Origin of the sequence: Larkinella sp. VNQ87 (assembly GCF_049445795.1) — a bacterium.
In the GTDB taxonomy this organism is placed as follows: Bacteria; Bacteroidota; Bacteroidia; order Cytophagales; family Spirosomataceae; genus Larkinella.
In genome coordinates this window covers 52,030-75,097 of the sequence record NZ_JBMSDT010000003.1, presented here as the reverse complement: position 1 = coordinate 75,097, position 23,068 = coordinate 52,030, and the positions used below count along the sequence as shown (strand labels likewise).

The following is a 23,068-nucleotide window of genomic DNA, read 5'->3' as shown; positions in this document are numbered from 1 at the left end:
GCAACTCTTAACTCTTCACTCTTAACTCTTAATTCTTAACTCCTTTCAGGATGGACTGGTAGCGGTTCATGTCGTTGAACAGGTCGAGGGCGGTTTTGATTTCGGGATCGGTGGCAAACGAGGCTTCTTTCATGCCTTTTTGCAGATAATAGTGGCCGACGATTTCCTGTTCGAGCAGCGTTTTCAATTCGCCTTTAAACGTCGCCAGATCGGCATCCTTGCTGTGCGACAGTTTTGTCCGCAGCGCTTTCAACTGGTCCTGAATCTGGTTGAATGATTTTTCTTTCTTGGCCGACGCTTCCAGCATCCCCAACTCTTTTTCAACCTGGGTTGTATAATCATACTCCTTGTCTTTCAACCACGTCACAAAATCCTGGTATTCGGCATCGGTCAGGCGGAATTCGCGGGCCGGTTTGATCGTCGGGTGGTCGTGCCGGTATTTGATCGCGTAATCGAAAATTAAACCTTTGTTGGTCAGGCTCAGCGCAATCGGCGCGGGCGTAGCGGCTTCCACCGGCACATCCGGCGTCACCCCGCCCCCGTCGTACACCGGCCGGCCGGCCTTGGTTTTAAAGGCGGTTTTCAGCGAATCCGGAATTTTGCCCACGCTGCCGTCGGGGTTGCGGTGGCTATAGTCGATAGCCTGAATGCAGCGCCCGCTCGGGATGTAGTATTTGGCCGTCGTGATTTTCAGCTTCGTGTTATACGAGAGTTCGCGGGTAGTTTGTACCAATCCTTTTCCGTAGGTCAACTGGCCGACCAACACGCCCCGGTCGTAATCCTGAATGACGCCGGAAACGATCTCGGCGGCCGAAGCACTCCGGCTGTTGGTCAGCACCACGATCGGAATTTCCAGATCGAGGGGCGGATTCAGCGCCGTATAGGTTTTATTCCATTCGGTTACTTTGCCTTTCGTGGTCACAATTTCGGAATCGCGCGGCAGCCAGATGTTGGCAATATCGATGGCCATGTTCAGCAAACCGCCCGGATTTTCGCGTACGTCGAGCACCAGCTTTTTCATGCCTTTGCCCTTCAGTTCGGTAAACGCATTGCGTACTTCACGCGAAGCCGTACCCGTAAAATCTTTCAGGTCAATATAGCCCACCTCGTTCGTAATCATGCCGTAATAGGGCACGTTGGTCATTTTCACCACGTCGCGCATGACATTTAAATCAATCGGATCTTTCGCACCAAACCGCTTGACGGTTAGCTTCACGGCCGTGTTGGTCTGGCCCCGGAGCAGTTTATCCGAATCGGCCTCCCGGCGGGTTTTGATGTCGACACCGTCGATTTTCAGGATTTCGTCGCCAATTCGCAACCCGGATTTTTCGGCCGGGGTGCCTTCGTAAATCATCATCACGATGCTGCGCCCCTGCCGTGACCCGATTAACGCGCCGATGCCGTTGTAACGCCCGGTGGTCATCGTCATGTAATCCTCGATTTCGTCCTCGGCGAAGAAGTTCGTATACGGGTCGAGCGATTTCAGCATGGCATCGATGCTGTTTTTCACCATCCGGTTGGGGTTCAGTTCATCGACGTAGTAGAGGTTCAGTTCTTTGAACAGCGTCGCGTAAATGTCCAGGTTCCGGGCGATTTCAAAAAACCGGTCGTCGTGACGGAACGAGTAAAAGCCAAGGCTTCCTGCCAAAAGGGTCGCTCCCAGGGCGACGGTCAGACGTTTGCGCATATTTTTAAAGAGTTGTATCGAAACAAAAAAAGAGTTGTTACACAGAATTAATCAGAGATGATCAGGGTTTATCTGAGAAAAACTCTGATTAACTCTGATCATCTCTGATTAGCTCTGTGTAACAGTAACACGAGCTAAAGCTAATTTCATACTTTTTTCTATCTCTTCAAACGAAATTTTCTCGCGGGCGGTATATAAAAAGACAATATATGCCGGGGGTTGCTTCGGTTTGTCGGGCGTTCCGAATAATAACGATTTATTCAGGCGGTAGGCTTCCCGAATGCGCCGACGAATGAGGTTGCGGTCGACGGCTTTTTTGAAGTTTCGGCGGGAAACGGAAATCAGGATAGCAGGCAGGGGGTCGGTGCGCTCCGGATCGGCCGTGTAAAGAAGACGAAATGGAAAAAGGTAGAACGTCCGCGTGGTCGCACTACCTTTCTGAAATAACTGTCCGATGGTTTTTTTACTGCAAAGCCGTTCGGATTTCGTGAACGTTTGCTTCATGACCAGTTCATAGTTTAAAATTTATAGTTCATAGTTTGGCTCGATTGACTGAACCCTACACTATAAACCTTAAACTATAAACTGTTAAATCTTAAACCGATCGCCTTTTTTCTCGTCCGAAACCGTCAGTTTATGACGTCCTTTGGCGCGACGAGCAGCCAGAACCCGGCGGCCGTTGGCGGAGGCCATACGCTCGCGGAAACCGTGTTTGTTCCGGCGTTTGCGGTTCGAAGGTTGAAACGTTCTTTTCATGACTTAGTATAGCTTGGATGCCTGTTTTTCAAATGAGTCTGCAAAGGTAGGGAATGTTTCGGAACAGCGCAAGTTTGTCCCATTTATTTAGCGTTTTCATCAACAAGGGGTTATCTTCGCAGGTATGCACTACCGGATTTCGTCAACGACGCCTTCGTCCCGACTTATTGAAGTTGAGTTTCATCTAACGGATCTTTCCACCCCTCTTGTTGAGTTACAACTCCCGGCCTGGCGACCTGGTCGGTATGAGATCCAGAACTTTGCCAAAAACATTCAGCGGTTTGAAATTTTTGATTCGGCCGGAAAACCGCTGGTATTTCAGAAAATAACAAAAGACCGCTGGCGGGTTCAAACCGCTGGCGTTTCGGCGCTGGTGGCCCGCTACACCTACTACAGCAACCTTATCAACGCCGGAACCAGCTTCACCGACGACTGGCTTTTGTACATCAACCCGGTCAATTTGTGCCTGTACGCCGACGACCGTCTGCACGAAGCCTGCACGCTCGAGCTGGCCATTCCGGACGATTGGCAAATTGCCTGCGGTTTACCGGAATCAGCGCCCAAAACGCTGCAGGCAATCGACTTTTATGAATTAGTCGATTGCCCGCTAATTGCTTCGCCAGACTTGCAGCACACGCATTACGAAGTCGGCGAGACGGTTTTTCATGTTTGGATTCACGGCAATTTAAAACCGGATTGGGAGCGTATTCGGCACGATTTCGGGCGATTTTCGGAAGCGCAGGTGCAGTTGTTCGGCAAATTCCCGGAAAAAGTCTATCATTTTTTGACCCTGATTCTGCCGACGGCGGTTTACCACGGCGTCGAACACCGTAACTCCACCATGCTCGTGCTTGGCCCGAACGACGAGGGCGAAGGCTTGTACACGGATTTGCTGGGCGTGTCGTCGCACGAATTGTTTCACGCCTGGAATGTGATTCGCATCCGTCCGATGGAACTATTGCCGTACGATTTTACGAAGGAGAACTATTTCACGACCTGCTTTGTGGCCGAGGGCGTCACGACCTACTACGGCGACCTGATGCTTCGGCGGTCGGGGGTTTTCAGCGATGCGGCCTATTTCAAGGAGCTTCAGGTATTGCTCAAACGGCATTTTGAGCCCAGCGGGCGGTCGTTTCAGTCGCTGACCGAATCGTCCTGGGATTTGTGGCTCGATGGCTACGACAAAGGGGTGCCGAACCGCAAGGTTTCTGTGTATTACAAAGGAGCAACCGTGGCACTGATTCTGGATTTGCACATCCGCCGAACCTGGAACCACGCCCGTTCGCTCGACGACGTGATGCGGCTGATGTGGGAGCGGTTTGGAAAACCGTTTGTCGGCTATACGCTGGACGATTACCGAACTGTAACGGAAGAAGTGACCGGTGAGCCGCTCGACTGGTACTACGACCGCTGCATTTTCGGCAACGAACCCCTCGAGCCGCTGCTGAATGAGTACCTGGCCTTTGTGGGCCTGCAACTGGAGTATGACAGCACCGATCTGGTCAGCGCCCCGGCGGTTTTGCTCACGCAGCTCGACGACGCCACCGGAATCGAAAACCGGTTGCGGTGGCTGGGCGCTCAACCCTGACAGCGGCCAACGGCCCTGTCAGCGGTTAAACAAGTTTTGATTATCCGGCTAATCCGCGTTAAAAATCGCCCGCTGACAGGGCCGTTGGCCGCTGTCAGGGGCAGTCACTTATTGTTTTACTTTAGCCCGCATTTCGGGCAATGTCTGGCCCGTATCTCCCTGGGCCGATTGCGGAGCATCCAGCGTATTGGTGGTGGTATCGCCCTGGATACCCATGATGCTTGTATCAGCAGCCGCTTCAGCAGAATCCCCATTGGTTTGGTTGCTTTCCGTTTTCGAGCCGCAGCTTAAACAGAAAGCCGTCAGCACAATACCGAGTCCAACGGTCAGACTCCGGTTGCCAATTTTCAGGTTGTTTTTCATGTTTTTAGGAACGTTGCGTAATGCCTGAATAACTGATGCAGGTCCGAGTTGTTCAGGAAAATGACGGAACATCCTGTTCTGCTTCCTCCCATGGACCCCGCGCCCAAGGCGGCTGTCCAGCCGGCCACCGCTGTTCCTGTGCCTAGCGCTAATCGGCTGAAGCGATCAACAAAAAACGACCAGGGCTTCCAGCCCTGGTCGTTAGGAGATTACTGGTTAGCCGATGCGACGGTTTGCCGTCTAGTCGCTTACCATTCCGTCCGTTATCTGACGTTGTAGCAACTCTTATTCCGGTATTGTTTAGGGAACAAAGGCCGACAGATCTTGCCCATTCGCATCACAAAACGACGAGAGTTCACCCGATTCCGGTCCTCCAAGCCGAAACTTATACCATCGCTTTTGTTTGTAATCATAGACAAAGCCCTCATTGACCCGATATACTTGCATCAGGTTTTTGAGTTTTTCCATATCTTTCGGCACACCCTGCGTGTGCGTGACTTCAATGATTACCTCCGTTAGGTCGGTATCATGGTTGACGAGCATCACATCCGGTACCGGGCTGGTTTCACTTTCGTCAATCATGGTTTCGGGATAAGGCATCAGCTCGGTTTGGTTTTTGATGTATAAATCGGTTAACCAATAAATCAACCGACCGATGATAGCCTGATGAATGCGTGGTGCATTAACTCCCATGTAAATGATCTGATTACTGTTCATTGTCTTCCGTGCTGAGTAGTTAATCCAATGCAAGGTATCGCTTTCTTTCCAAAACTGTCTTGGCATCCTGCCTGTTTATTTGTAAATTAGCCAGATTCAAAACGCAGCTAATGAACTTCAAATTAACGTCAGAATTTAAACCGACGGGCGACCAGCCTGTGGCCATTGAAAAGCTGGTCAAAGGCATTCGGGAAGGTGAACCCGCACAGGTACTTTTAGGGGTAACCGGTTCCGGAAAAACCTACACCGTCGCCAATGTCATCGCGCAGCTCAACCGCCCGACGCTCGTCTTGAGCCATAACAAAACGCTGGCAGCCCAACTCTACGGCGAGTTCAAGCAGTTCTTTCCCGACAACGCCGTTCATTATTTCATCTCGTATTACGATTATTACCAGCCCGAAGCATTCATTGCGACGACGAACACGTACATCGAAAAAGACCTCGCCATCAACGAGGAAATCGACAAACTGCGGCTGGCTGCGGTGTCGGCCCTGATGAGCGGTCGGCGGGATATTGTCGTGATTGCGTCGGTTTCGTGCATTTACGGTGCCGGGAACCCCCAGGAATACCAGAAAAGCATCATCCGGCTGGGCGTGGGCGAAACCATGAGCCGCAATCAGTTTCTGTTCAAGCTGGTCGAAATCCTCTACAGCCGGACGGAAGTGGAATTTACGCGCGGTACGTTCCGCGTCAAAGGCGATACCGTCGATATTTTTCCGGGTTACGCCGACTTTGCGTACCGCGTCATTTTCTTCGGTGACGAAATTGAAGCCATTCAACGCATTGATCCGGCGTCGGGCAAGAAACTCGCCGACGACCGGATGATCGCCATCTTCCCGGCCAACCTCTTCGTGACGGGGCGCGATACGCTGAACATGGCGATTGGCGAAATTCAGAACGACCTGGTGGCCCAAATCCGGTATTTTGAGTCGGAATTCCGCCATCTGGAAGCCGAGCGGATCAAGGAGCGCACCGAGTTCGACATCGAAATGATGCGCGAACTGGGCTATTGTTCCGGTATCGAAAACTATTCGCGGTATTTCGACCGCCGGATGCCAGGGCAACGGCCGTTCTGTTTGCTCGATTATTTCCCGGACGATTTCCTGACGGTGGTCGACGAAAGCCACGTAACGATGCCCCAGATCCGAGCCATGTGGGGTGGTGACCGCTCGCGCAAGGAAGCCCTGGTGGATTACGGTTTTCGGTTGCCGTCGGCGCTCGACAACCGCCCGCTGACCTTTCAAGAATTTGAAGAATTAACGTCGCAAACGATTTACGTCAGCGCGACGCCCGCCGATTACGAACTGCGCCGGAGCGAAGGCGTGGTGGTCGAGCAGTTGATCCGCCCGACGGGTCTGCTCGATCCGGAAATCCAGGTGCGGCCGAGTCTAAACCAGATCGATGACTTGCTGGAAGAAATCGACAGCCGCGTCAAACGCGGGGAGCGGGTATTGGTCACCACGCTGACCAAGCGGATGGCCGAAGAACTCAGTAAATACCTGGAGCGGGTCGGCATTAAAGGCCGCTACATTCACTCCGAAGTGAAAGCCCTCGACCGGGTTGAAATTTTGCGGGAATTGCGGCTGGGCGTGTTCGACGTGCTGGTGGGTGTCAACCTGCTGCGCGAAGGACTCGATTTGCCCGAAGTGTCGCTGGTAGCCATCATGGATGCCGATAAGGAAGGGTTCCTTCGCGACATCCGCTCGCTGATTCAGACCATCGGCCGGGCTGCCCGGAATGCCAACGGCAAGGTGCTGATGTATGCCGACCGCATCACCGGTTCGATGGAAAAAGCGATCAGTGAGACGAACCGGCGTCGGGAAATTCAGATGGCCTACAACCTCGAACACGGTATCACACCGACGACGGTGTTGAAATCCCGCGAAGCGATCATGGAGCAAACCAAAGTGGCCGATTCGCGTCCGGTCGCCAAGCAATACTACATCGAACCCGACGAATTCCGGATTGCTGCCGATCCGGTCGTGCAGTACATGGGCAAAAATGATCTGGAGCAGGTGATCAAGGAAACGCAGGCCAAAATGGAAAAAGCCGCCAAGGAGCTTGATTTCCTCGAAGCGGCCCGGCTACGCGATGAGCTCTTCCAGCTGCGCGATCGCCTAAAAACTGCAGCGGTGTAACGTACCCACGGACTTTAGTCCGTGAGTTGCTAGTTACTCAATGGGGTAGCTAAAACTCACGGACTAAAGTCCGTGGGTACGTTAGGCGACGGCGGCTTCTTTCATCCGCTCGGTGTTTTCGGCGATTCGAAGTTGATCGATAAAATCGTCGATGTTGCCATCCATCACCGTCGGCAGGTTGTAGACGGTCAAGCCGATGCGGTGGTCGGTGACGCGGCTTTGGGGGTAATTATAGGTCCGGATTTTGTCGGAACGGTCACCACTGCCGACCATCGACTTCCGTTGCGACGAAATGGCATCATTGTGCTTCTGTAATTCAATCTCATACAGGCGCGAACGCAAAACCGTCAGCGCCTTGTCGAAGTTTTTCAACTGCGAACGCTCGTCCTGGCATTGCACGACCAGGCCCGAAGGGATGTGCGTCAGCCGCACCGCCGAATACGTGGTGTTAACCGACTGCCCGCCCGCGCCGGATGAACAGAACGTGTCTTTGCGAACGTCGTTCATGTTAATCTCCACGTCGACCTCTTCGGCTTCGGGCAACACGGCCACGCTGGCGGCCGAAGTGTGAATGCGTCCCTGCGATTCGGTGGCCGGAACGCGCTGTACCCGGTGAACGCCCGACTCGAATTTGAGTTTGCCGTAGACATCCTCCCCTTCGACCTGGCAGATAATTTCTTTGTAACCGCCCGAGGTGCCTTCCGTGTAGTCCATCAGCGACATCCGCCAGCCCATCCGGTCGCACAGGCGCTGGTACATCCGGAAAAGATCACCGGCAAAGATGGAGGCTTCGTCGCCCCCGGTGCCGGCCCGGATTTCCAGGATGACGTTCTTGCTGTCGTTCGGGTCTTTCGGAATGAGCATTTCTTTCAAAACCTCTTCCATTGGCTCCCGCTGCGGCACTAAATCATCCAATTCGGCTTTGGCGAGTTCGCGCAGGTCTTCGTCGCGCTCGGTCGCCAGCAGTTCCTTGGCACCGTCGATGTCCTGCACCAGTTTTTTGTACTGCTGGTACTGCTTAACGATCTTGTCGAGGTCTTTGTATTCCTTGCTCAGCTTCGTGAATTTCTTCTGATCCGAAACGATTTCCGGCATCATAATCTGCTGAGACACTTCCTCAAACCGTTCCTTTATGGCTTCTAACTGGTCAATCATGGGTCAAAAATAGATTCGGGACAACGGGCAAACGACTGATCCGTGCGTAGTGGACACAAAGGTACGAAAATTCGGCCAGTCCACGGTTCCGTCGTACCTTTGTCAACGAAACCGCCATCCTAACGGTTATCCAACCAGATGACAAGAATTCAACCGACTAAGTTCCTGACCATGAATCGTCTCCTTTCATACACTAGCCTGTTAGTTTTTTTCTCCGTTTTCGCTCTGGTTTCTTCCTGCGCGCCCGACCGAAACGAAAATACCAAAGCGTTTGTGCAGGAGCTAAACGACCGCAAAATTAAACGCATCACCAACGCGCAGTTAGTATCGACTGTGGATGACTGGGGCAAAGTCCTCGTGCAGAACTCCGGAAAGGCATTAACCAGCGCCCTGACCAAAAATACCGGTAATAAGTCCCTTTGTACGCTGAACGACATACCCGTTATTCAAAAGCTGGAAAAACAATACGCCATCACCATCGGGCTGCTCACCGAAAAAGATACGGCAAACCCTGCTTTGCATCCGAAAGAGCGCGAGTTGCTGGCGGCTTATCAGTACAACGCCCAGAACAAGCTGGAGCAAATCACCAACATTCAGAAAATTAACGACACGCTTTTTGTCTACAACGCTCCCGTCGACCCCAACGACCTGATCTGTAAAACCTGCGCCGACCAGGCAACGCTGCCCTTTGCTGTCTGGCGGGTGGTTTTCAACAAGCGGGAAGTCATCCGGCGGATCGATCCGAAGAAGTTGAAATAAGGTCGCTCCCTTTCTTTCCAGGCTAGTTGCTGATGCCTCACTAGCACGGACTACCTGTCCGTTAAATTATTCGACTAGATAGTACAAAAGTAGGATGGGATAGTACTAAATTTTGTAGCTTTAAGGCCATTGAGTCTATCCCTTACCTAACGTACGATTTTCACATGAATACTCCAGACAAAAAAGAAGATCAGCCCCTTAGCCGACGCGGTTTTGTCAAAGCGTCGTCGCTGGCCTTGGCGGGTGTTACGATTCTGCCTCGCCATGTGTTGGGCGGCAAACGGTCTGACGGGTCGAGATTTATCGCTCCGTCGGACAAGCTGAACGTCGCGGGCGTCGGCATCGGCGGCATGGGAAAAAGCAACCTCAACGCCCTGGCTCCCACCGAAAACATCGTCGCCCTCTGCGACGTGGATGAAAAATACGCGGCCCCGGTTTTTGAAAAATACCCGAACGCCAAGCGGTATAAGGATTACCGCAAAATGCTGGAACAGAAAGACATCGACGGCATTATCGTTGCCACGCCCGACCACTTGCACGGCGTGATTGCGTCGGCGGCCATGCGGCTCGGCAAGCACGTTTACGTTCAAAAACCGCTGACTGTCACCGTTTGGGAATCCCGCGAACTGGCCCGGCTGGCGAAAGAATACCCGAAAGTCGTGACGCAGATGGGAAACCAGGGCCACTCCAACGACGATGCCCGGCTGATCAACGAGTGGATTGCCGACGGCGCCATCGGGAAAGTGCAGGAAGTGCACGTTTGGACCAACCGCCCCATCTGGCCACAGGGTATGGAGGTACCCAAGGAAGCCGTCGATGTGCCCTCGACGCTGGATTGGGAGCTGTTTCTGGGACCGGCTCCGCTCCGGCCTTACAACCCGGCCTACACCCCGTTTAAATGGCGCGGCTGGGTCGACTACGGCGCGGGTGCCCTGGGCGACATGGGCGCTCACCTGGTCGATCACCCGTACTGGGCGCTGGGTCTCAAACCACCCATCAGCGTCGAAGCCTCTTCAACACCGTTCAACAAGCAAAGCTACCCGGTTGCGTCGATGGTGACGTATGAGTTTGAAACCAAAGACAAAAAGCATCCGCTCGTCATGACCTGGTACGATGGGGGAATTCTGCCGCCTAAACCCCTGGAGTTCGGCGACGCGCCCGTGCCGAAAGGGGGCGGGGTGCTGTACATCGGGACCAAAGGCAAACTTTTCCACGAAACCTACGGATCAAAACCGCGTCTGTTGCCGCAGGAACGGATGGATTCGTACAAAAAACCGGCGCAGACCATCCCGCGCGTCGGCATGAGCCACGAGCGCAACTGGGCCGAAGCCTGCAAAGGCAACGGCAAGACGGTTTCGCCGTTCGAATACGCCGGGCCGCTGTGCGAAACCATGTTGCTGGGCATCGTGGCCCTCTACAAACAGGGCACCAAGCTGAATTGGGATACCAACACCATGCAATTCACGAACGCACCCGAACTGAACCCGTACCTGAAACGCGACTACCGCCAGGGCTGGGCGATGTGATCACAAAGCAAGTATAATCCGGCGCACAACCCCTGCGGGGTTGTGCGCCGGAGGCATAGCTCCATCAGCCCCGCACGGCACCCGGGGTTAACAAAGTCAAGTCCTTCGGACCTGTTTGTAGGGTCTTGGCGGAGGCTTGGGGTCTTGCTTCTTTTATCTGGCTTCTTTTTTATATTTGTTTTGCAAAACCTAAACATATATGAATCGTCCGTACTTGGGTGAGTTCGAAGAATTAGTCTTGCTGACGGTGGCCATGCTCAACGAGCAAGCCTACGGGGTCGTTATTCTGGAGGAAATTGAAAGACAAACCGGGCGGACGGTCAGCCTGAGCGCCATTCACGCGACGCTGCAACGGCTGGAAGAGAAAGGATATCTGAACTCGACAATGGGCGGGGCCACGGCCGAACGCGGGGGTCGGCGGAAACGGTTTTTTACGGTAACGCTGGGCGGCACCCGGGCCTTGCAGGAGATTCATACCACCCGTAACCGCATCTGGTCGTTGATTCCGAAAACCGGACTGGCCTAACGAATAACTATCTTTTCAGGTAGAAACGATCGACTACGCTCATAAAGCCTCGTTGCCATTCGTGTAATCCTGTCGGCACCGCGAACCTTGCCCACTAAATCGGTGTTCAGTGACAAAAATCCCGTTTTCATGGACTGTCAGTACCTCCCGCTTACCGCTACCGGCCAGTTTTCGACGCTCTTCCTCGATTATATTTCCCAAAAAGAAGCCCTTCAACCCTTTTACGACCGCTTTCCGTCGCTGGAAGCATTTGGCGATCAGGTCAAAAACCGGGTGTTCGACGAGGCCAAACGGCAGACGCTGGTGCGGGTTCTGGAACGGCAGTACCAACACATTCCGAACAAACCGGACTTCTCGGTGCTGGCACAGCCCAACACGTTTACGGTCACGACGGGCCACCAGCTCAATATTTTCAGCGGCCCGTTGTATGTGCTTTACAAATGGATCACGACGGTCAATCTGGCGAAGAAGCTGAACGAAACCTACCCGGACTACCGGTTTGTACCGATCTACTGGCTTGCCAGCGAAGACCACGATTTTGCCGAAATCAACCATTTTACGCTGTTCGGTAAAAGTTATATCTGGGAAACCGAGCAACGCGGGGCCGTTGGGCGCATGAACCCGAAAGAGTTGAAAACCGTGTTCGATCAGATGCCCGAAAAGCTGTTTCTGTTCGAGGAAGCGTACCTCAAACACGATACGCTGACCGACGCCGTTCGCTGGTACGTCAACAAACTGCTGGGCAGCGAGGGCCTGATCTGCCTCGACCCCGATGATGCGGAATTAAAACAACTCTTTGCGCCGGTCATCAAAGACGAACTGCTCCACCACGCGACCGACACGCTCGTGACGCAGACCAGCCAGCAACTCGAAGCGCTCGGCTACCGCACGCAAATCTCCCCCCGCGAAATCAACCTGTTTTATCTGGACGACCAGCTCCGCGAACGCATCGTTGTGCAGCCCTCGGCCGACGGCACCAGCACGTACCAGGTCTTAACTACCGAATTACGGTTTTCGCAGGACGAAATGCTGGCGTTGGCCGTGCAGCATCCCGACCGTTTCAGCCCAAACGTAGTGCTGCGGCCCGTGTATCAGGAAGTGATTTTGCCCAACCTAGCCTACATCGGCGGACCTTCCGAAGTGCCGTACTGGCTACAACTGAAAAGCGTTTTCGATTATTTCAAGATCCCGTATCCGTTGCTAATGCCGCGCAACTTTGCCTTGTATGTCAATCCGGCCAGCGCGAAAAAAATGGACAAGCTGGGCGTTACGCCGGAAGAACTGTTCTGGGATGAAGTGAAGCTGCGCCGGTCGTACACGGAGCGGATCAGTGAGAACTCCCTCGATCTGTCGGAGCAGAAAGCCTGTCTGGAACAGTGTTTTACCGAAATTTTGAACAAATCCGTGCGGGTCGATAAATCGCTGGAAGGGGCCGTGCTGGCTGAGCAAACCCGGTTGCTGCATACCATCGACCACCTGGAAAAACGCCTGAAACGCACCGAAGAGAAGAATTACGAGACGGTCCTTAACCAGTTAATGACGCTGAAAAACAAACTCTTCCCGAACGGCGGCATTCAGGAACGGTCCGAGAACTACCTTAATTTTCAGTTGAACGACCCGCAGTTTGTGCACAAACTCGTGCAAACCTTCGATCCGCTCGATTACCGGATGCTGGTGCTGAAAGACTAAGCCATGACCAAAGCCGAGTTGCGCAGCGAGTTCCTCCGGAAACGCCGGGCCTTGCCGGAGGCCGACTGGCAGCGCCGTTGCGAAGCGGTAGCAACCTTGTTTTTTACCGAAGAAGCTTTTTACTGGCAAAAACCGGTGTCGGCCATCAGCACGTTTCTGCCCATCGAACGCCAAAACGAAGTCGATACCTGGCTGATCGTCCGGCAACTCTGGCGAAGCGCCCCGCAGACACTGGTGGCCGCGCCCGTCACGGAGCCGGTAACGGGCACGCTGACGCATTATCAGCTCACCCCTTCGACCCTTTTGACCCAAAACCGCTACGGCATTCCCGAACCCTGCCCCACCTCATCATTCCTCATTCATCATTCCTCATTCGATCTGGTGCTCGTCCCATTACTGGCATTCGACCAGCACGGCAATCGCGTCGGCTACGGGGGCGGTTTTTACGACCGGTTTCTGGCGCAATGCCGCCCGGATTGCCTGAAAATCGGTTTGTCGCTATTTGAGCCCGTCAAGCGGATCGCGGATGTGTATGTCGGTGATATTCCGCTGGATGGCTGTATTACACCCGACCGAATCTGGCGGTTTGGCGGATGCTAGAACGGCCTTGTTCTGTATTCCGGAATGCGTATCTTTACAGCCCTATAACTGGCTAATAAACACCAACCTTACTATGGCCTTGACCGACACCGAACGCAACCCGCTGGGCAGCCTCGAAGAATGGGAAGACGATCTGCTGATTCGTTACCCTGAACCGGAACATAAAGCGAAAGAAGAATACCGCAATTACGACAATCCGGGCCGCGACACGGTGCGGGAGTTTTACCGCCTGAATCACACGTACCAGACGTACGATTTCGTGCAGGAAAAGCGGGCGGAATTCCTGAAATTCGACAAAAAAGAAATCCCGGTCTGGGGTGCCATGGAGTTTTTGAACACGCTGGTCGATGATTCGGACCCGGATATTGAACTGGATCAACTGCAACACCTGCTGCAAACCGCCGAAGCCATCCGCGCCGACGGCCACCCCGACTGGTTTGTGCTGACCGGTTTTCTGCACGACATGGGCAAGGTTCTGTGTCTGTTCGGCGAACCGCAGTGGGCCGTGGTGGGTGACACCTTCCCGGTTGGCTGTGCGCATTCTGACAAGATCGTTTATCCCGAGTTTTTTGCCGCCAACCCGGATTCCAATAACAAGGATTTCAACACCAAATACGGTGTTTACGAACCAAATTGCGGTTTGAGAAACGTAACGATGTCGTGGGGCCACGATGAGTACCTGTACCACATCACGAAGGATCACCTGCCCGAACCGGCCCTGTACATGATCCGGTACCACTCGTTCTACGCACAACACCGCGAAAATGCCTACGATCACCTCATGGACGCGCACGACCATGAAATGTTCAAGTGGGTCAATAAATTCAACCCATACGATCTGTATTCGAAAAGCCCGGTGACGCCAGTCGTGTCGGAGCTGAAACCGTATTACGAAGATCTGATCGCAAAATATTTACCCGCGACGATTCGGTTGTAAAACCGCCCGTCCGTTCACAAAAAAGCCGGTGTTCATCCACCGGCTTTTTTATTGCTCTTTGAGACCGCCGGGCAAATGCGCATCTCCATTTAACCTTTCTTTCAAGCAATCCGGCTCTATACCGGCTAATAGAGTTTAAGTTTCCGGTAATCCGCTTTAATTACCCCATTTCAGAGCCGTTAATTTTGTGGGATGGATAAAATGATCCATGCAAAAGCCTAAACCGCTGATCCCACACCGGTATGTCCTTATCACTTTTTAATTTGGCAGGTCGCCGGGCGCTCATCACGGGCGGAACGCAGGGCATCGGGGCAGCGCTGGCACGGGGCCTGGGGCTGGCTGGTGCTTCGCTAGTGATCAACGCCCGAAACCAGGACAAACTGGACGGTTTTGTTGATGAACTGAAGCAGGAGGGTCTTAACGCAACGGGCGCTTTGTTCGATATCACCGATCCGGAAGCCGTCCAACAGGCCGTTGAGGAAATAGAGGAAACCGGGGGGCCAATCGACATTCTGGTCAACAACGCGGGGGTAATCCGGCGCGCCCCGGCCGAAGACCTGACGGAAGCCGATTGGCATACGGTTATTCACACGAACCTGAGCGCTCCGTTTGTCGTATCCAAATACGTCGGTCGCCGGATGATTGCCCGCCAACGGGGAAAAATCATCAACATCTGCTCGTTGATGAGTGAATTGGGCCGCGACTCGGTTTCGGCCTACGCAGCCGCGAAAGGCGGGTTAAAGATGCTCACCCGCAGCCTGGCGACCGAATGGGCCATCCACAACATTCAGGTGAACGGGATTGGGCCGGGCTACATTGCCACGCCCATCAATACCGCCTACCGCGAACCCGGCAACCCGCTCAACGACTATATCCTCAGCCGAACTCCGGCCGGGCGCTGGGGCACTCCGGAGGACCTGGTGGGAGCCGCTGTTTTTCTGGCCTCTTCCGCGTCGGATTTTGTCAACGGACAGATTCTTTACGTAGACGGCGGTTTGCTGAGTACGTTCGGCAAGCCACATTCATAAGTGCCCTGGTATGTGCAGTAAACCCTCCTGACCCTTGAAAACGATAGCCCATTTCCGCTGGTGGATTGTCGGCCTGATTGCCCTCGTCACTGCCATCAATTATCTCGACCGGCAAAACCTGCCCGTCGCGCTGAGCGAAATCCGCAAAACCATCCCCATCAGCGACAGCCAGTATGGCCTGATCAACAGCCTGTTTCTGTTTGCCTACGGAACGATGTACGCCGTGGGCGGTTACCTGCTCGACCGGCTGGGTTCACGAAAAGGCTACGCCCTGATGACCCTCTGGTGGTCGCTTGCCAATATGCTGCACGGCCTGGTGTCGAGCCTGACGGGCCTGGGCATCGCCCGGTTTTTACTGGGCGTGGGCGAAGGGGGCGGTTTTCCGGCTTCGGCCAAAGTCGTCTCCGAGTGGTTCCCGACCCGGGAGCGTTCCCTGGCGTTCGGGCTGTTCAACACCGGTTCCAGCGTGGGCGCCGTGGTGGCTCCTCCGCTGATTGCCCTGATCATCTCGGTGCTCGACTGGCGGTGGACGTTCCTGCTTTCGGGGGGCATCGGAATCGTGTGGGCGTTGGTCTGGTTGCGCATTTACACCGTACCGGCCCGGAGTCGCCTGATTACCGAAGCCGAACGGGTTTACCTGGCAAGCACCGTGCCGGTCAGCGCCGACCCCAAACCGGCGATTCGTTGGGTCGATCTTTTCCGGTACCGGGCGGTTTGGGGCGTCATGCTCGTCAAGTTTTTCCCCGATGCGGGCTGGTATTTTTTCATTTTCTGGCTTCCCAAATATCTCAACGACGTTCGGGGCCTGGACATCAAGGGCGTCGGCACCTACGGCTGGATTCCGTACGCCCTGGCCGGTTTGGGGAGTCTGGCCAGTGGCTGGCTGAGCAGTTTTCTGATTCGCCGAAACCTGTCGGTCGATCTGGCCCGCAAGATTCCGCTGGGCATCGCTGCGGCTTTGCTGCCGGTTTCGCTCCTGATTACCGATGCTTCGCTAACCCTGGCCATCCTGTTTTTCGGGCTGGCGATGTTTGGGCACCAGGCATTTTCGACTATCGTGCAGACGCTGGTAGCGGATTTGTTCCCTTCGCAACTGGTCGGTTCGGTCTCCGGCCTGATGGGGCTGGCTGCCACCTACGGAGCCATGCTGTTCAGTCTGGTGATCGGTTTTGTCATTGAGCAGTACGGCTACGGCCCGGCTTTCTTTATTTCCGGATTGCTGCATCCGCTGGGTTATCTGCTTCTTTTTGTTGTGATTAAAAAGATTGAACCGGTTACGCTTTTGCCCATTACGCAACAACCCATTCCTAATTCCCTTTCAGCATGAAATTGTCGATTGCGATTGCCGATACCCACGCCCTGCCGAGTGCTTTTGTCGTTTACCGGGGCTTTGAAACCTCCATCCTAAAAGCCGCCCGCCTGGGCTACCACGGGGTTGAACTGGCCCTGAAACGCGCCGACGAAATTCATCCGGACCGGCTTCAGGCGCTGCTCAACCAATCCGCGATGGAAGTATCCTGTATTTCGACGGGGCAGGTTTATGCCGATGGGGGCCTGATGCTGACGCACGACGACCCCCGAAAACGCCGGGAAGGCATTGCGCTTTTCAGAGAATTCATCGATTTGGCCGCTCAGTTTGGGCAACTGGTCAACATCGGTCGGGTGCGAGGGCCGGTCAACGGCCGGTCCCGAGACTACGTTGAAGCCTTGTTTACCGATGTGGCCCAGGAACTTTGTGCCTACGCCGAGCCACAGGGCGTTACGCTCATCCTCGAACCCGTCAATCGCTACGAAACCGACTTTATCAATTCCGTTCCGGACGGCGTTCAGCTAATGGAGCGCATCGGTTGTCCGAATATGCAGCTCATGCCCGACGTTTTTCACATGAACATTGAAGATACATCCATTGGTCCTGAACTGAGCCGTTACATGGAGTATGTAAAATACATTCACCTGGCCGATTCAAACCGGCTGGCACCGGGCCAGGGGCACCTGGATTTTCTGGCTATTTTTCGGGAAATTCAACACGCCGGTTACGACGGCTGGGTTTCCGTCGAAATTCTGCCCTTGCCGACGCCCGATGTAGCAGCACAACAGGCGGCCGAGTATTTGCTGCCGCTCGTCAGAGCCTACAATGAGCAAGTCCTATTTACAAACTAATCGCCACTTCTTAACCCGCTAAACCCCAACATGACGAAGCTATTCATTGGAAACGACCACGGCGGTTTTGCGCTGAAAGTGGCGCTGGTCGCCCACCTGCAAGCGCAGGGTTACGAAATCACCGACCTGGGATCGGATTCCGAAGACATTGTGCGGTATCCGTACTACGCAGCGAAGGTGGTCAAGGCCGTACTTCAGGAACCCAACAGCCGGGGCATTCTGATCTGCTCGACGGGTATCGGCATGAGCATTATCGCCAACAAATACAAAGGCATCCGGGCCGCTTTGTGCTACAGCAGCTACCAGGCCAAAATGACGGCCGCCCATAACAACTCGAACGTTTTGTGCCTCGGTGGTCGGTGCATCGGTGTATTTGAAGCCATCGATATGGTGGAAAACTGGCTCAAAACACCCTACGAAGGGGGGCGGCACGCCATCTCGCTGGGATTGATCGAAGAAGCCGAGCAAGTTAATTTCTCCGCCGAGCAATGGCCCCTCCCGGAATCGACGCCGGAAACGCCCCCCTCCATCCGTTCGGCAAACTGACGGTTTTCATCTATTCAAAAATATAAACCGGCAAACCTGCTGGCAGACCCCATTCTGATGGTTGCAAGCCATCGGCAGGCTTTTTATTCGGGTATATTAACCCACAACCGGAGTCTTTCCCGAAATACTTGCTAAAATACTTTAGGGATTGGCTAAATCACTTATGCCTGAATGGGATTGATTTCTTTACTTTTGACATACATCTAATGCAAAAATTTCTTTCTTAAATCTAATATAAATTGGAAAAATGAAAGCCCTGAACCGCTTTATTCCTTCTAGTGTCAGTCTCCCGTTGCTGCTTCTGTTCTCGCTGATTCGGGCCAGCGGAGCGCCGGGTCCCAAGCCCACACAAATACCCACGGAAATCATCCGGGATAAAATCCGGGGCGGTTTGCTGGGGCAAATGCTGGGCAACCTCAACGGGCTTCCGTACGAATTCAAGTATATCCGGGAAGCGGGCAACCTGAAAAACTACATTCCTTCGCTACCAAACGGCGCGGTTACCGACGACGACACCGATTTTGAATGGGTCTATATCTACACCATGCAGAAAAAACGAACGGTTTTTCTGCCCTACGACGAGGTGACCGCCTTGTGGAAAGAGCGCATCAACCGCAACATCTGGTGCTCGAACCGGTATGCCCGGCACCTGATGGACATTGACGTAAAACCGCCCATGACCGGTTTCATCTCCCTGAATCCCTGGGCCGAGTTTAATGTTTCAGGTCAGTTTTTGTGCGAAACCTTCGGGTTGCTGGCTCCGGCTATGCCCCAAACCGCATCGAAAATCGGGTTGCATTATACCAAAGTAGCCATCGACAACGAACCGGCCCAGACCACGCAGCTATTCACGGCCATGATTGCCACGGCCTTTGTGGAAAATGACATTCAAAAAATTCTGGACGCCGGTATTGCCTCCATTGATCCGGCCAGCAATACGCTCCGCATCATCCGCGACGTGCAGGGCTGGCACCGCCAACACCCGACCAACTGGCCCGAAGCCCGGCGTCTACTGCTGGAAAAATACACCCGTGAAGACCACCGCACCCGCGACCGCAACGGCACTGAACTGAATACCGGTGCCATCATCATGGCCCTGCTCTACGGCGAAGGCGATTTTGCCGAAACCCTGAAGCTATCGTTCAATCTGGGTTGGGATGCCGACTGCAACGCGGCCACGCTGGGAACCATCCTCGGCGCGATGCACGGTTATCGCAAGATGCTGAACGAAGGCTGGCAGATCGTCGACCGCTACAAGAATACCACGCGGGACAAGATGCCGATGGACGAAACGATCACCAGTTTTGCCGACCGCCTGATCGAGCTTTTCGAACTCGTCAATGAAACCAACGGCGGCCGGAAAACCGTCGTCGATCAAGTGGTGGTGTACGAAATTCCTGCCGAGACTCCGGCGCCCGTTCAGCCGCTGGCTTCGCTGGAAACGCAGAAAGCGATGCTGCAAAAACAGTATGAAAAGGAAATCACCAATGCGCTGCTGTCGGGCACGAAAGAACAACGCGCCCGGGCGGCTTACCTGGCCGTTTGCCTCGACATGGACAAAACGCTGCGCAGCAAACATCCCAAAGAATGGGAACAGGCCCGCTATGAACTAAGCGGTTACTGGCGCGTGATGAACAACATCTTCTTCGGCGATTTCACGAGCCTGCATAAATTGAAAGACAAATTCGTCGGTGCCGGTTTCAAAAAACCGCTGCGGCCGTACACCGACCAGGAAGTTTACGGCAACGTAACCGTCTGGAAAGACCCCGGACAGCTCTACACAAACTAATTCTTCACCCACTCCTACGCTCATTTTCTATGACTACCAACTCTATTGTAGCGTTGGCCGGGAGCGCCTTGCCCAAATGGTCGGTTCTGGCGCTTTGTCTGGCCCTCTGGAGTACGGCTTTTGCCGGTAATTCGCTCACGCCCAAACGGGTCATTACCGGAAAAGTAACCGATAGCGGCAGCAGCGAACCGCTGCCGGGCGTCAACATCGTGGTGGAAGGAACCACCCAGGGAACCGTGACCAACGCCGAAGGCCAATATTCCATCGATGTTTCCAAACCGGATGCCGTCCTGATTTTTTCGTATGTCGGCTACAAGCTCGAAAAAATACCGGTGAGTAGCAACACTGTCATCGACGTGAAGCTGACCGCCGACGACCGCAAACTGGATGAAATTATCGTAGTGGGCTACGGTAGCCAGAAAAAGAGCGACATTACCGGCGCGATCTCGTCCATCACCACCAAAGCGCTGAAAGAAGTTCCGGTGACGAACGCGCCCCAGATGCTCCAGGGCCGGGTAGCGGGGGCTTACGTGCTGACCAACAGCAACAAACCGGGCGGGGGTGTCTCGGTGCAAATCCGGGGTCGCCGGTCGTTCAACGCGGGCAACGATCCGCTGTACGTCGTGGACGGCATCCCGATCAGTGGCGGTTTTAACGACATCAATCCGGGCGATATTGAGTCGATGGAGATTTTGAAAGATGCCTCGGCCACAGCCATCTACGGCTCGCGGGGTGCCAACGGCGTCATCATCATTACGACCCGGCGCGGGAAAGTAGGCAAACCGACCGTCAGCTACGACACCTACCTGGGCACCTCGCGGATTCTGCGCTATGCCGATGTCATGAACGGCGCGCAATTTGCCGAATACAAACGCGAGTCGCGCCGGGCCGTGATCAACACCGCCACCGGCCGACCGCTCTACGACGATGCCGATCCGCAGGCCGATGCCAAACTCTTCGAAGCCGTTGAACTGGAATCCATCGCCCAGGGCCGCTCCACCGACTGGCAGCGGCTAATGGTCAAAAACGGTAGCCTGCAAAACCACGAACTGGGCATTTCGGGCGGTTCCGACAACACCCGTTATAACGTTGCCGTCGGTTATTTCAAAGACATTGGCATCATTCCGGGTCAGGATTTCACCCGCTACACGACCCGCATCAACCTCGATCAGACCCTGAGTAAGCGGTTCAAAGCCGGGACGTCAACCCTGGGTTCGTACAGCGAACGCAACGGCGAAGATGTCAATCCATACGGGCAGGGTGCTGATTTCGGCGCGTTGAGCGAAAATCCGCTCGGGCGGGCCTACGACGACAACGGCGAACTCATTTTTCTGCCGACGAGCGACGGCCTGCGGAGCAATCCGCTGTCGGAACTTGTCCCTGGCGCGGTGATTAACAAGAGCAAACGGTTTCGGTTGTTGAGCAATCTGTACGGCGAGGCCGAACTCATCGACGGCCTGCGGTTTCGGATGAATTTTGCCCCCGACCTGACCTACAACAAAAAAGGCGACTTCCGGGGCCGCTATACCAACGTCCGGCGGCTGGGTGATCCGGCGGCTTCTTCCCGCGAGGATTTCACGCTGGCATATACCTGGGAAAATATCCTGACGTACAAAAAGCAGTTCGGAGCCAAACACAGCCTGGATTTTACGGGCCTGTACAGCCTGCAAACCCGCCGGTTTGAGCAGTCATTCGTGAATGTATCAGGTTTGCCGGTCGAATCGTTCGAGTATTTCAACGTGGGGGCCGCTTCGGTGATCAACGGCGTCAGCAGCGGCTACGAAAAGTGGAGCATCCTGTCGTACATGGCCCGCATCAACTACGCCTTTGACAACCGCTTCCTGCTGACACTGACCGGCCGGGCCGACGGTTCGTCCAAGTTTGCGGAAGGGAAAAAGTGGGGGTATTTCCCCTCGGCGGCCCTCGCCTGGAACGTCACCAACGAACGGTTTATGACGGGCAATCCGGTTTTTACCAGCCTTAAATTCCGGGTCAGTTACGGGGCCACCGGCAACGAAGGCATCCCGCCCTACCAGACCAACGGGCTGCTGGTCCGTAGCCAGTATGATTTCGACGGTTCCCCGGCGTTCGGCTACCGGCCTTCGAGCATCCGAAACAGCGACCTCCGCTGGGAAACCACCGCGACTTTCAACGCCGGAATCGATTTCGGCATCCTGAACAACCGCATCACGGGTGCGCTGGAAGTGTATCAGTCGAAAACCACGGATTTGCTGCTGCCGAAATTACTGCCCATCACGAGCGGTTTTGCCTCGGTGCTGTCCAACGTCGGTTCCAAGCGCAACCGGGGCGTCGAGTTTTCAGTATCGACCCTCAACGTGGCCTCGAAACAGGCAGGCGGTTTTGAGTGGAGTACCGACCTGAATCTGTTCACAAACCGGGAAGAAATCCTGGAACTATCGCAGGGCAAGGTCGACGACATCGGGAACCTGCGGTTTATCGGGCAACCGGCCGTGGTGTATTATGATTTCGTCAAAACCGGCATCTGGCAACTGGGCGAGGAATCGCAGGCCAGGCAGCTTGGCTCATTCGTGGGCGGCATCAAGGTGCAGGATGTCAACGGCAACGGGGTCATCGACCCGGCCGACCGGCAGATTCTGGGTTCCGATGTTCCCCGGCTGGTGGGTGGCATGACGCACCGGTTTGAGTACAAAGGCTTCGACTTGTCCGTTCTGACGTTCGCCCGCTTCGGGAGCCTGATTCAAAGTCCTTTTCACGGGTCCTCGCGCTACCTGTCGGGTCGCGTCAATATGTACAACGTCGATTACTGGACGCCCACCAACCCGACGAACGCCTACCCACGGCCCAATGTCAATCAGGAGCAGCCGACCTTTGGCTCGACGCTTTCTTACTTCGACGGTTCTTTTACCAAAATCAGGAATATCAACCTGGGCTACAACGTCCCGGCCGGACTGGCTCAGAAACTACGAATGCAATCGCTGCGGCTGTACGTCAGCGTTCAGAATCCGTTTGTTTTCTCGACCTACACCGCCAAACACAACGGCATCGACCCCGAATTTCCCACCAACAACACGCCCCCGGTCCGGACGTTTCTGGCGGGCTTAAACGTCAAATTTTAAACCAGC

Annotated in this window: 20 protein-coding genes; 14 read left to right on the top strand and 6 right to left on the bottom strand. The window is 54.4% G+C overall.

Features of this window, described 5'->3' with window-relative positions; all coding sequences use genetic code 11:
* Positions 1-28: 28 nt before the first annotated feature.
* The 3 genes from ACO2Q8_RS05425 to rpmH form a co-directional block, all read right to left on the bottom strand.
* Positions 29-1,687: a S41 family peptidase gene (locus ACO2Q8_RS05425; protein WP_423343774.1), complete on the bottom strand. Its 1,659-nt coding sequence runs from the start codon at positions 1,685-1,687 to the stop codon at positions 29-31.
* 108 nt (positions 1,688-1,795) lie between these two features.
* Positions 1,796-2,191 (bottom strand): ribonuclease P protein component, encoded by a 396-nt coding sequence (gene rnpA / locus ACO2Q8_RS05420; RefSeq protein WP_423343773.1) that lies wholly within the window; start codon positions 2,189-2,191, stop codon positions 1,796-1,798.
* Between the two features lie 84 nt (positions 2,192-2,275).
* The gene (gene rpmH / locus ACO2Q8_RS05415) at positions 2,276-2,443 is read right to left on the bottom strand and encodes a 50S ribosomal protein L34 (protein WP_111628991.1); all 168 of its coding nucleotides are present in this window, start codon (positions 2,441-2,443) and stop codon (positions 2,276-2,278) included.
* Between the two features lie 124 nt (positions 2,444-2,567).
* On the opposite strand from rpmH, the gene ACO2Q8_RS05410 reads away from it, so the two are divergent.
* On the top strand, positions 2,568-4,031 hold the full coding sequence (locus tag ACO2Q8_RS05410; RefSeq protein WP_423343772.1) for a M61 family metallopeptidase: 1,464 nt from the start codon (positions 2,568-2,570) through the stop codon (positions 4,029-4,031).
* Between the two features lie 108 nt (positions 4,032-4,139).
* On the opposite strand, the gene ACO2Q8_RS05405 is transcribed toward ACO2Q8_RS05410, so the two are convergent.
* A complete protein-coding gene (locus tag ACO2Q8_RS05405) occupies positions 4,140-4,394 on the bottom strand; it encodes a hypothetical protein (RefSeq protein ID WP_423343771.1) in 255 nt (84 codons plus the stop codon).
* Between the two features lie 300 nt (positions 4,395-4,694).
* Positions 4,695-5,111 carry a hypothetical protein gene (locus tag ACO2Q8_RS05400; RefSeq protein ID WP_423343770.1) on the bottom strand — a complete coding sequence of 139 codons (417 nt, stop codon included), beginning with the start codon at positions 5,109-5,111 and terminating at the stop codon, positions 4,695-4,697.
* Positions 5,112-5,221: 110 nt separating this feature from the next.
* Between ACO2Q8_RS05400 and uvrB the strand changes: the two genes are divergently transcribed.
* Complete coding sequence (gene uvrB, locus ACO2Q8_RS05395; protein ID WP_423343769.1) at positions 5,222-7,249, top strand: excinuclease ABC subunit UvrB; 2,028 nt, start codon at positions 5,222-5,224, stop codon at positions 7,247-7,249.
* An 81-nt stretch (positions 7,250-7,330) separates the two neighbouring features.
* Here uvrB and prfA read toward each other — a convergent pair whose 3' ends face one another.
* On the bottom strand, positions 7,331-8,404 hold the full coding sequence (prfA, locus tag ACO2Q8_RS05390; RefSeq protein WP_423343768.1) for a peptide chain release factor 1: 1,074 nt from the start codon (positions 8,402-8,404) through the stop codon (positions 7,331-7,333).
* A 171-nt stretch (positions 8,405-8,575) separates the two neighbouring features.
* Here prfA and ACO2Q8_RS05385 point away from each other — a divergent pair, with 171 nt between their 5' ends.
* From ACO2Q8_RS05385 to ACO2Q8_RS05330, 12 genes are all read left to right on the top strand, one after another.
* On the top strand, positions 8,576-9,163 hold the full coding sequence (locus tag ACO2Q8_RS05385) for a hypothetical protein (RefSeq protein ID WP_423343767.1): 588 nt from the start codon (positions 8,576-8,578) through the stop codon (positions 9,161-9,163).
* A 164-nt stretch (positions 9,164-9,327) separates the two neighbouring features.
* Positions 9,328-10,689 (top strand): Gfo/Idh/MocA family protein, encoded by a 1,362-nt coding sequence (locus tag ACO2Q8_RS05380; RefSeq protein WP_423343766.1) that lies wholly within the window; start codon positions 9,328-9,330, stop codon positions 10,687-10,689.
* Positions 10,690-10,888: 199 nt separating this feature from the next.
* The gene (locus tag ACO2Q8_RS05375) at positions 10,889-11,215 is read left to right on the top strand and encodes a PadR family transcriptional regulator (protein ID WP_423343765.1); all 327 of its coding nucleotides are present in this window, start codon (positions 10,889-10,891) and stop codon (positions 11,213-11,215) included.
* A 129-nt stretch (positions 11,216-11,344) separates the two neighbouring features.
* Complete coding sequence (gene bshC / locus ACO2Q8_RS05370; protein ID WP_423343764.1) at positions 11,345-12,904, top strand: bacillithiol biosynthesis cysteine-adding enzyme BshC; 1,560 nt, start codon at positions 11,345-11,347, stop codon at positions 12,902-12,904.
* 3 nt (positions 12,905-12,907) lie between these two features.
* On the top strand, positions 12,908-13,504 hold the full coding sequence (locus ACO2Q8_RS05365; RefSeq protein WP_423343763.1) for a 5-formyltetrahydrofolate cyclo-ligase: 597 nt from the start codon (positions 12,908-12,910) through the stop codon (positions 13,502-13,504).
* A 73-nt stretch (positions 13,505-13,577) separates the two neighbouring features.
* Positions 13,578-14,441, top strand: a complete 864-nt coding sequence (locus tag ACO2Q8_RS05360) for an inositol oxygenase family protein (RefSeq protein ID WP_423343762.1) — start codon at positions 13,578-13,580, stop codon at positions 14,439-14,441.
* Positions 14,442-14,683: 242 nt separating this feature from the next.
* Positions 14,684-15,469 carry an SDR family oxidoreductase gene (locus tag ACO2Q8_RS05355; RefSeq protein ID WP_423343761.1) on the top strand — a complete coding sequence of 262 codons (786 nt, stop codon included), beginning with the start codon at positions 14,684-14,686 and terminating at the stop codon, positions 15,467-15,469.
* 34 nt (positions 15,470-15,503) lie between these two features.
* Positions 15,504-16,796: an MFS transporter gene (locus ACO2Q8_RS05350; RefSeq protein WP_423343760.1), complete on the top strand. Its 1,293-nt coding sequence runs from the start codon at positions 15,504-15,506 to the stop codon at positions 16,794-16,796.
* On the top strand, positions 16,793-17,629 hold the full coding sequence (locus ACO2Q8_RS05345) for a TIM barrel protein (RefSeq protein ID WP_423343759.1): 837 nt from the start codon (positions 16,793-16,795) through the stop codon (positions 17,627-17,629). Before ACO2Q8_RS05350 ends, ACO2Q8_RS05345 begins: the two co-directional genes overlap by 4 nt.
* 30 nt (positions 17,630-17,659) lie before the next feature.
* Positions 17,660-18,175, top strand: a complete 516-nt coding sequence (gene rpiB / locus ACO2Q8_RS05340; RefSeq protein ID WP_423343758.1) for a ribose 5-phosphate isomerase B — start codon at positions 17,660-17,662, stop codon at positions 18,173-18,175.
* Positions 18,176-18,422: 247 nt separating this feature from the next.
* Positions 18,423-19,964 (top strand): ADP-ribosylglycohydrolase family protein, encoded by a 1,542-nt coding sequence (locus ACO2Q8_RS05335; RefSeq protein WP_423343757.1) that lies wholly within the window; start codon positions 18,423-18,425, stop codon positions 19,962-19,964.
* 29 nt (positions 19,965-19,993) lie between these two features.
* A complete protein-coding gene (locus tag ACO2Q8_RS05330; protein WP_423343756.1) occupies positions 19,994-23,062 on the top strand; it encodes a SusC/RagA family TonB-linked outer membrane protein in 3,069 nt (1,022 codons plus the stop codon).
* Positions 23,063-23,068 lie beyond the last annotated feature (6 nt).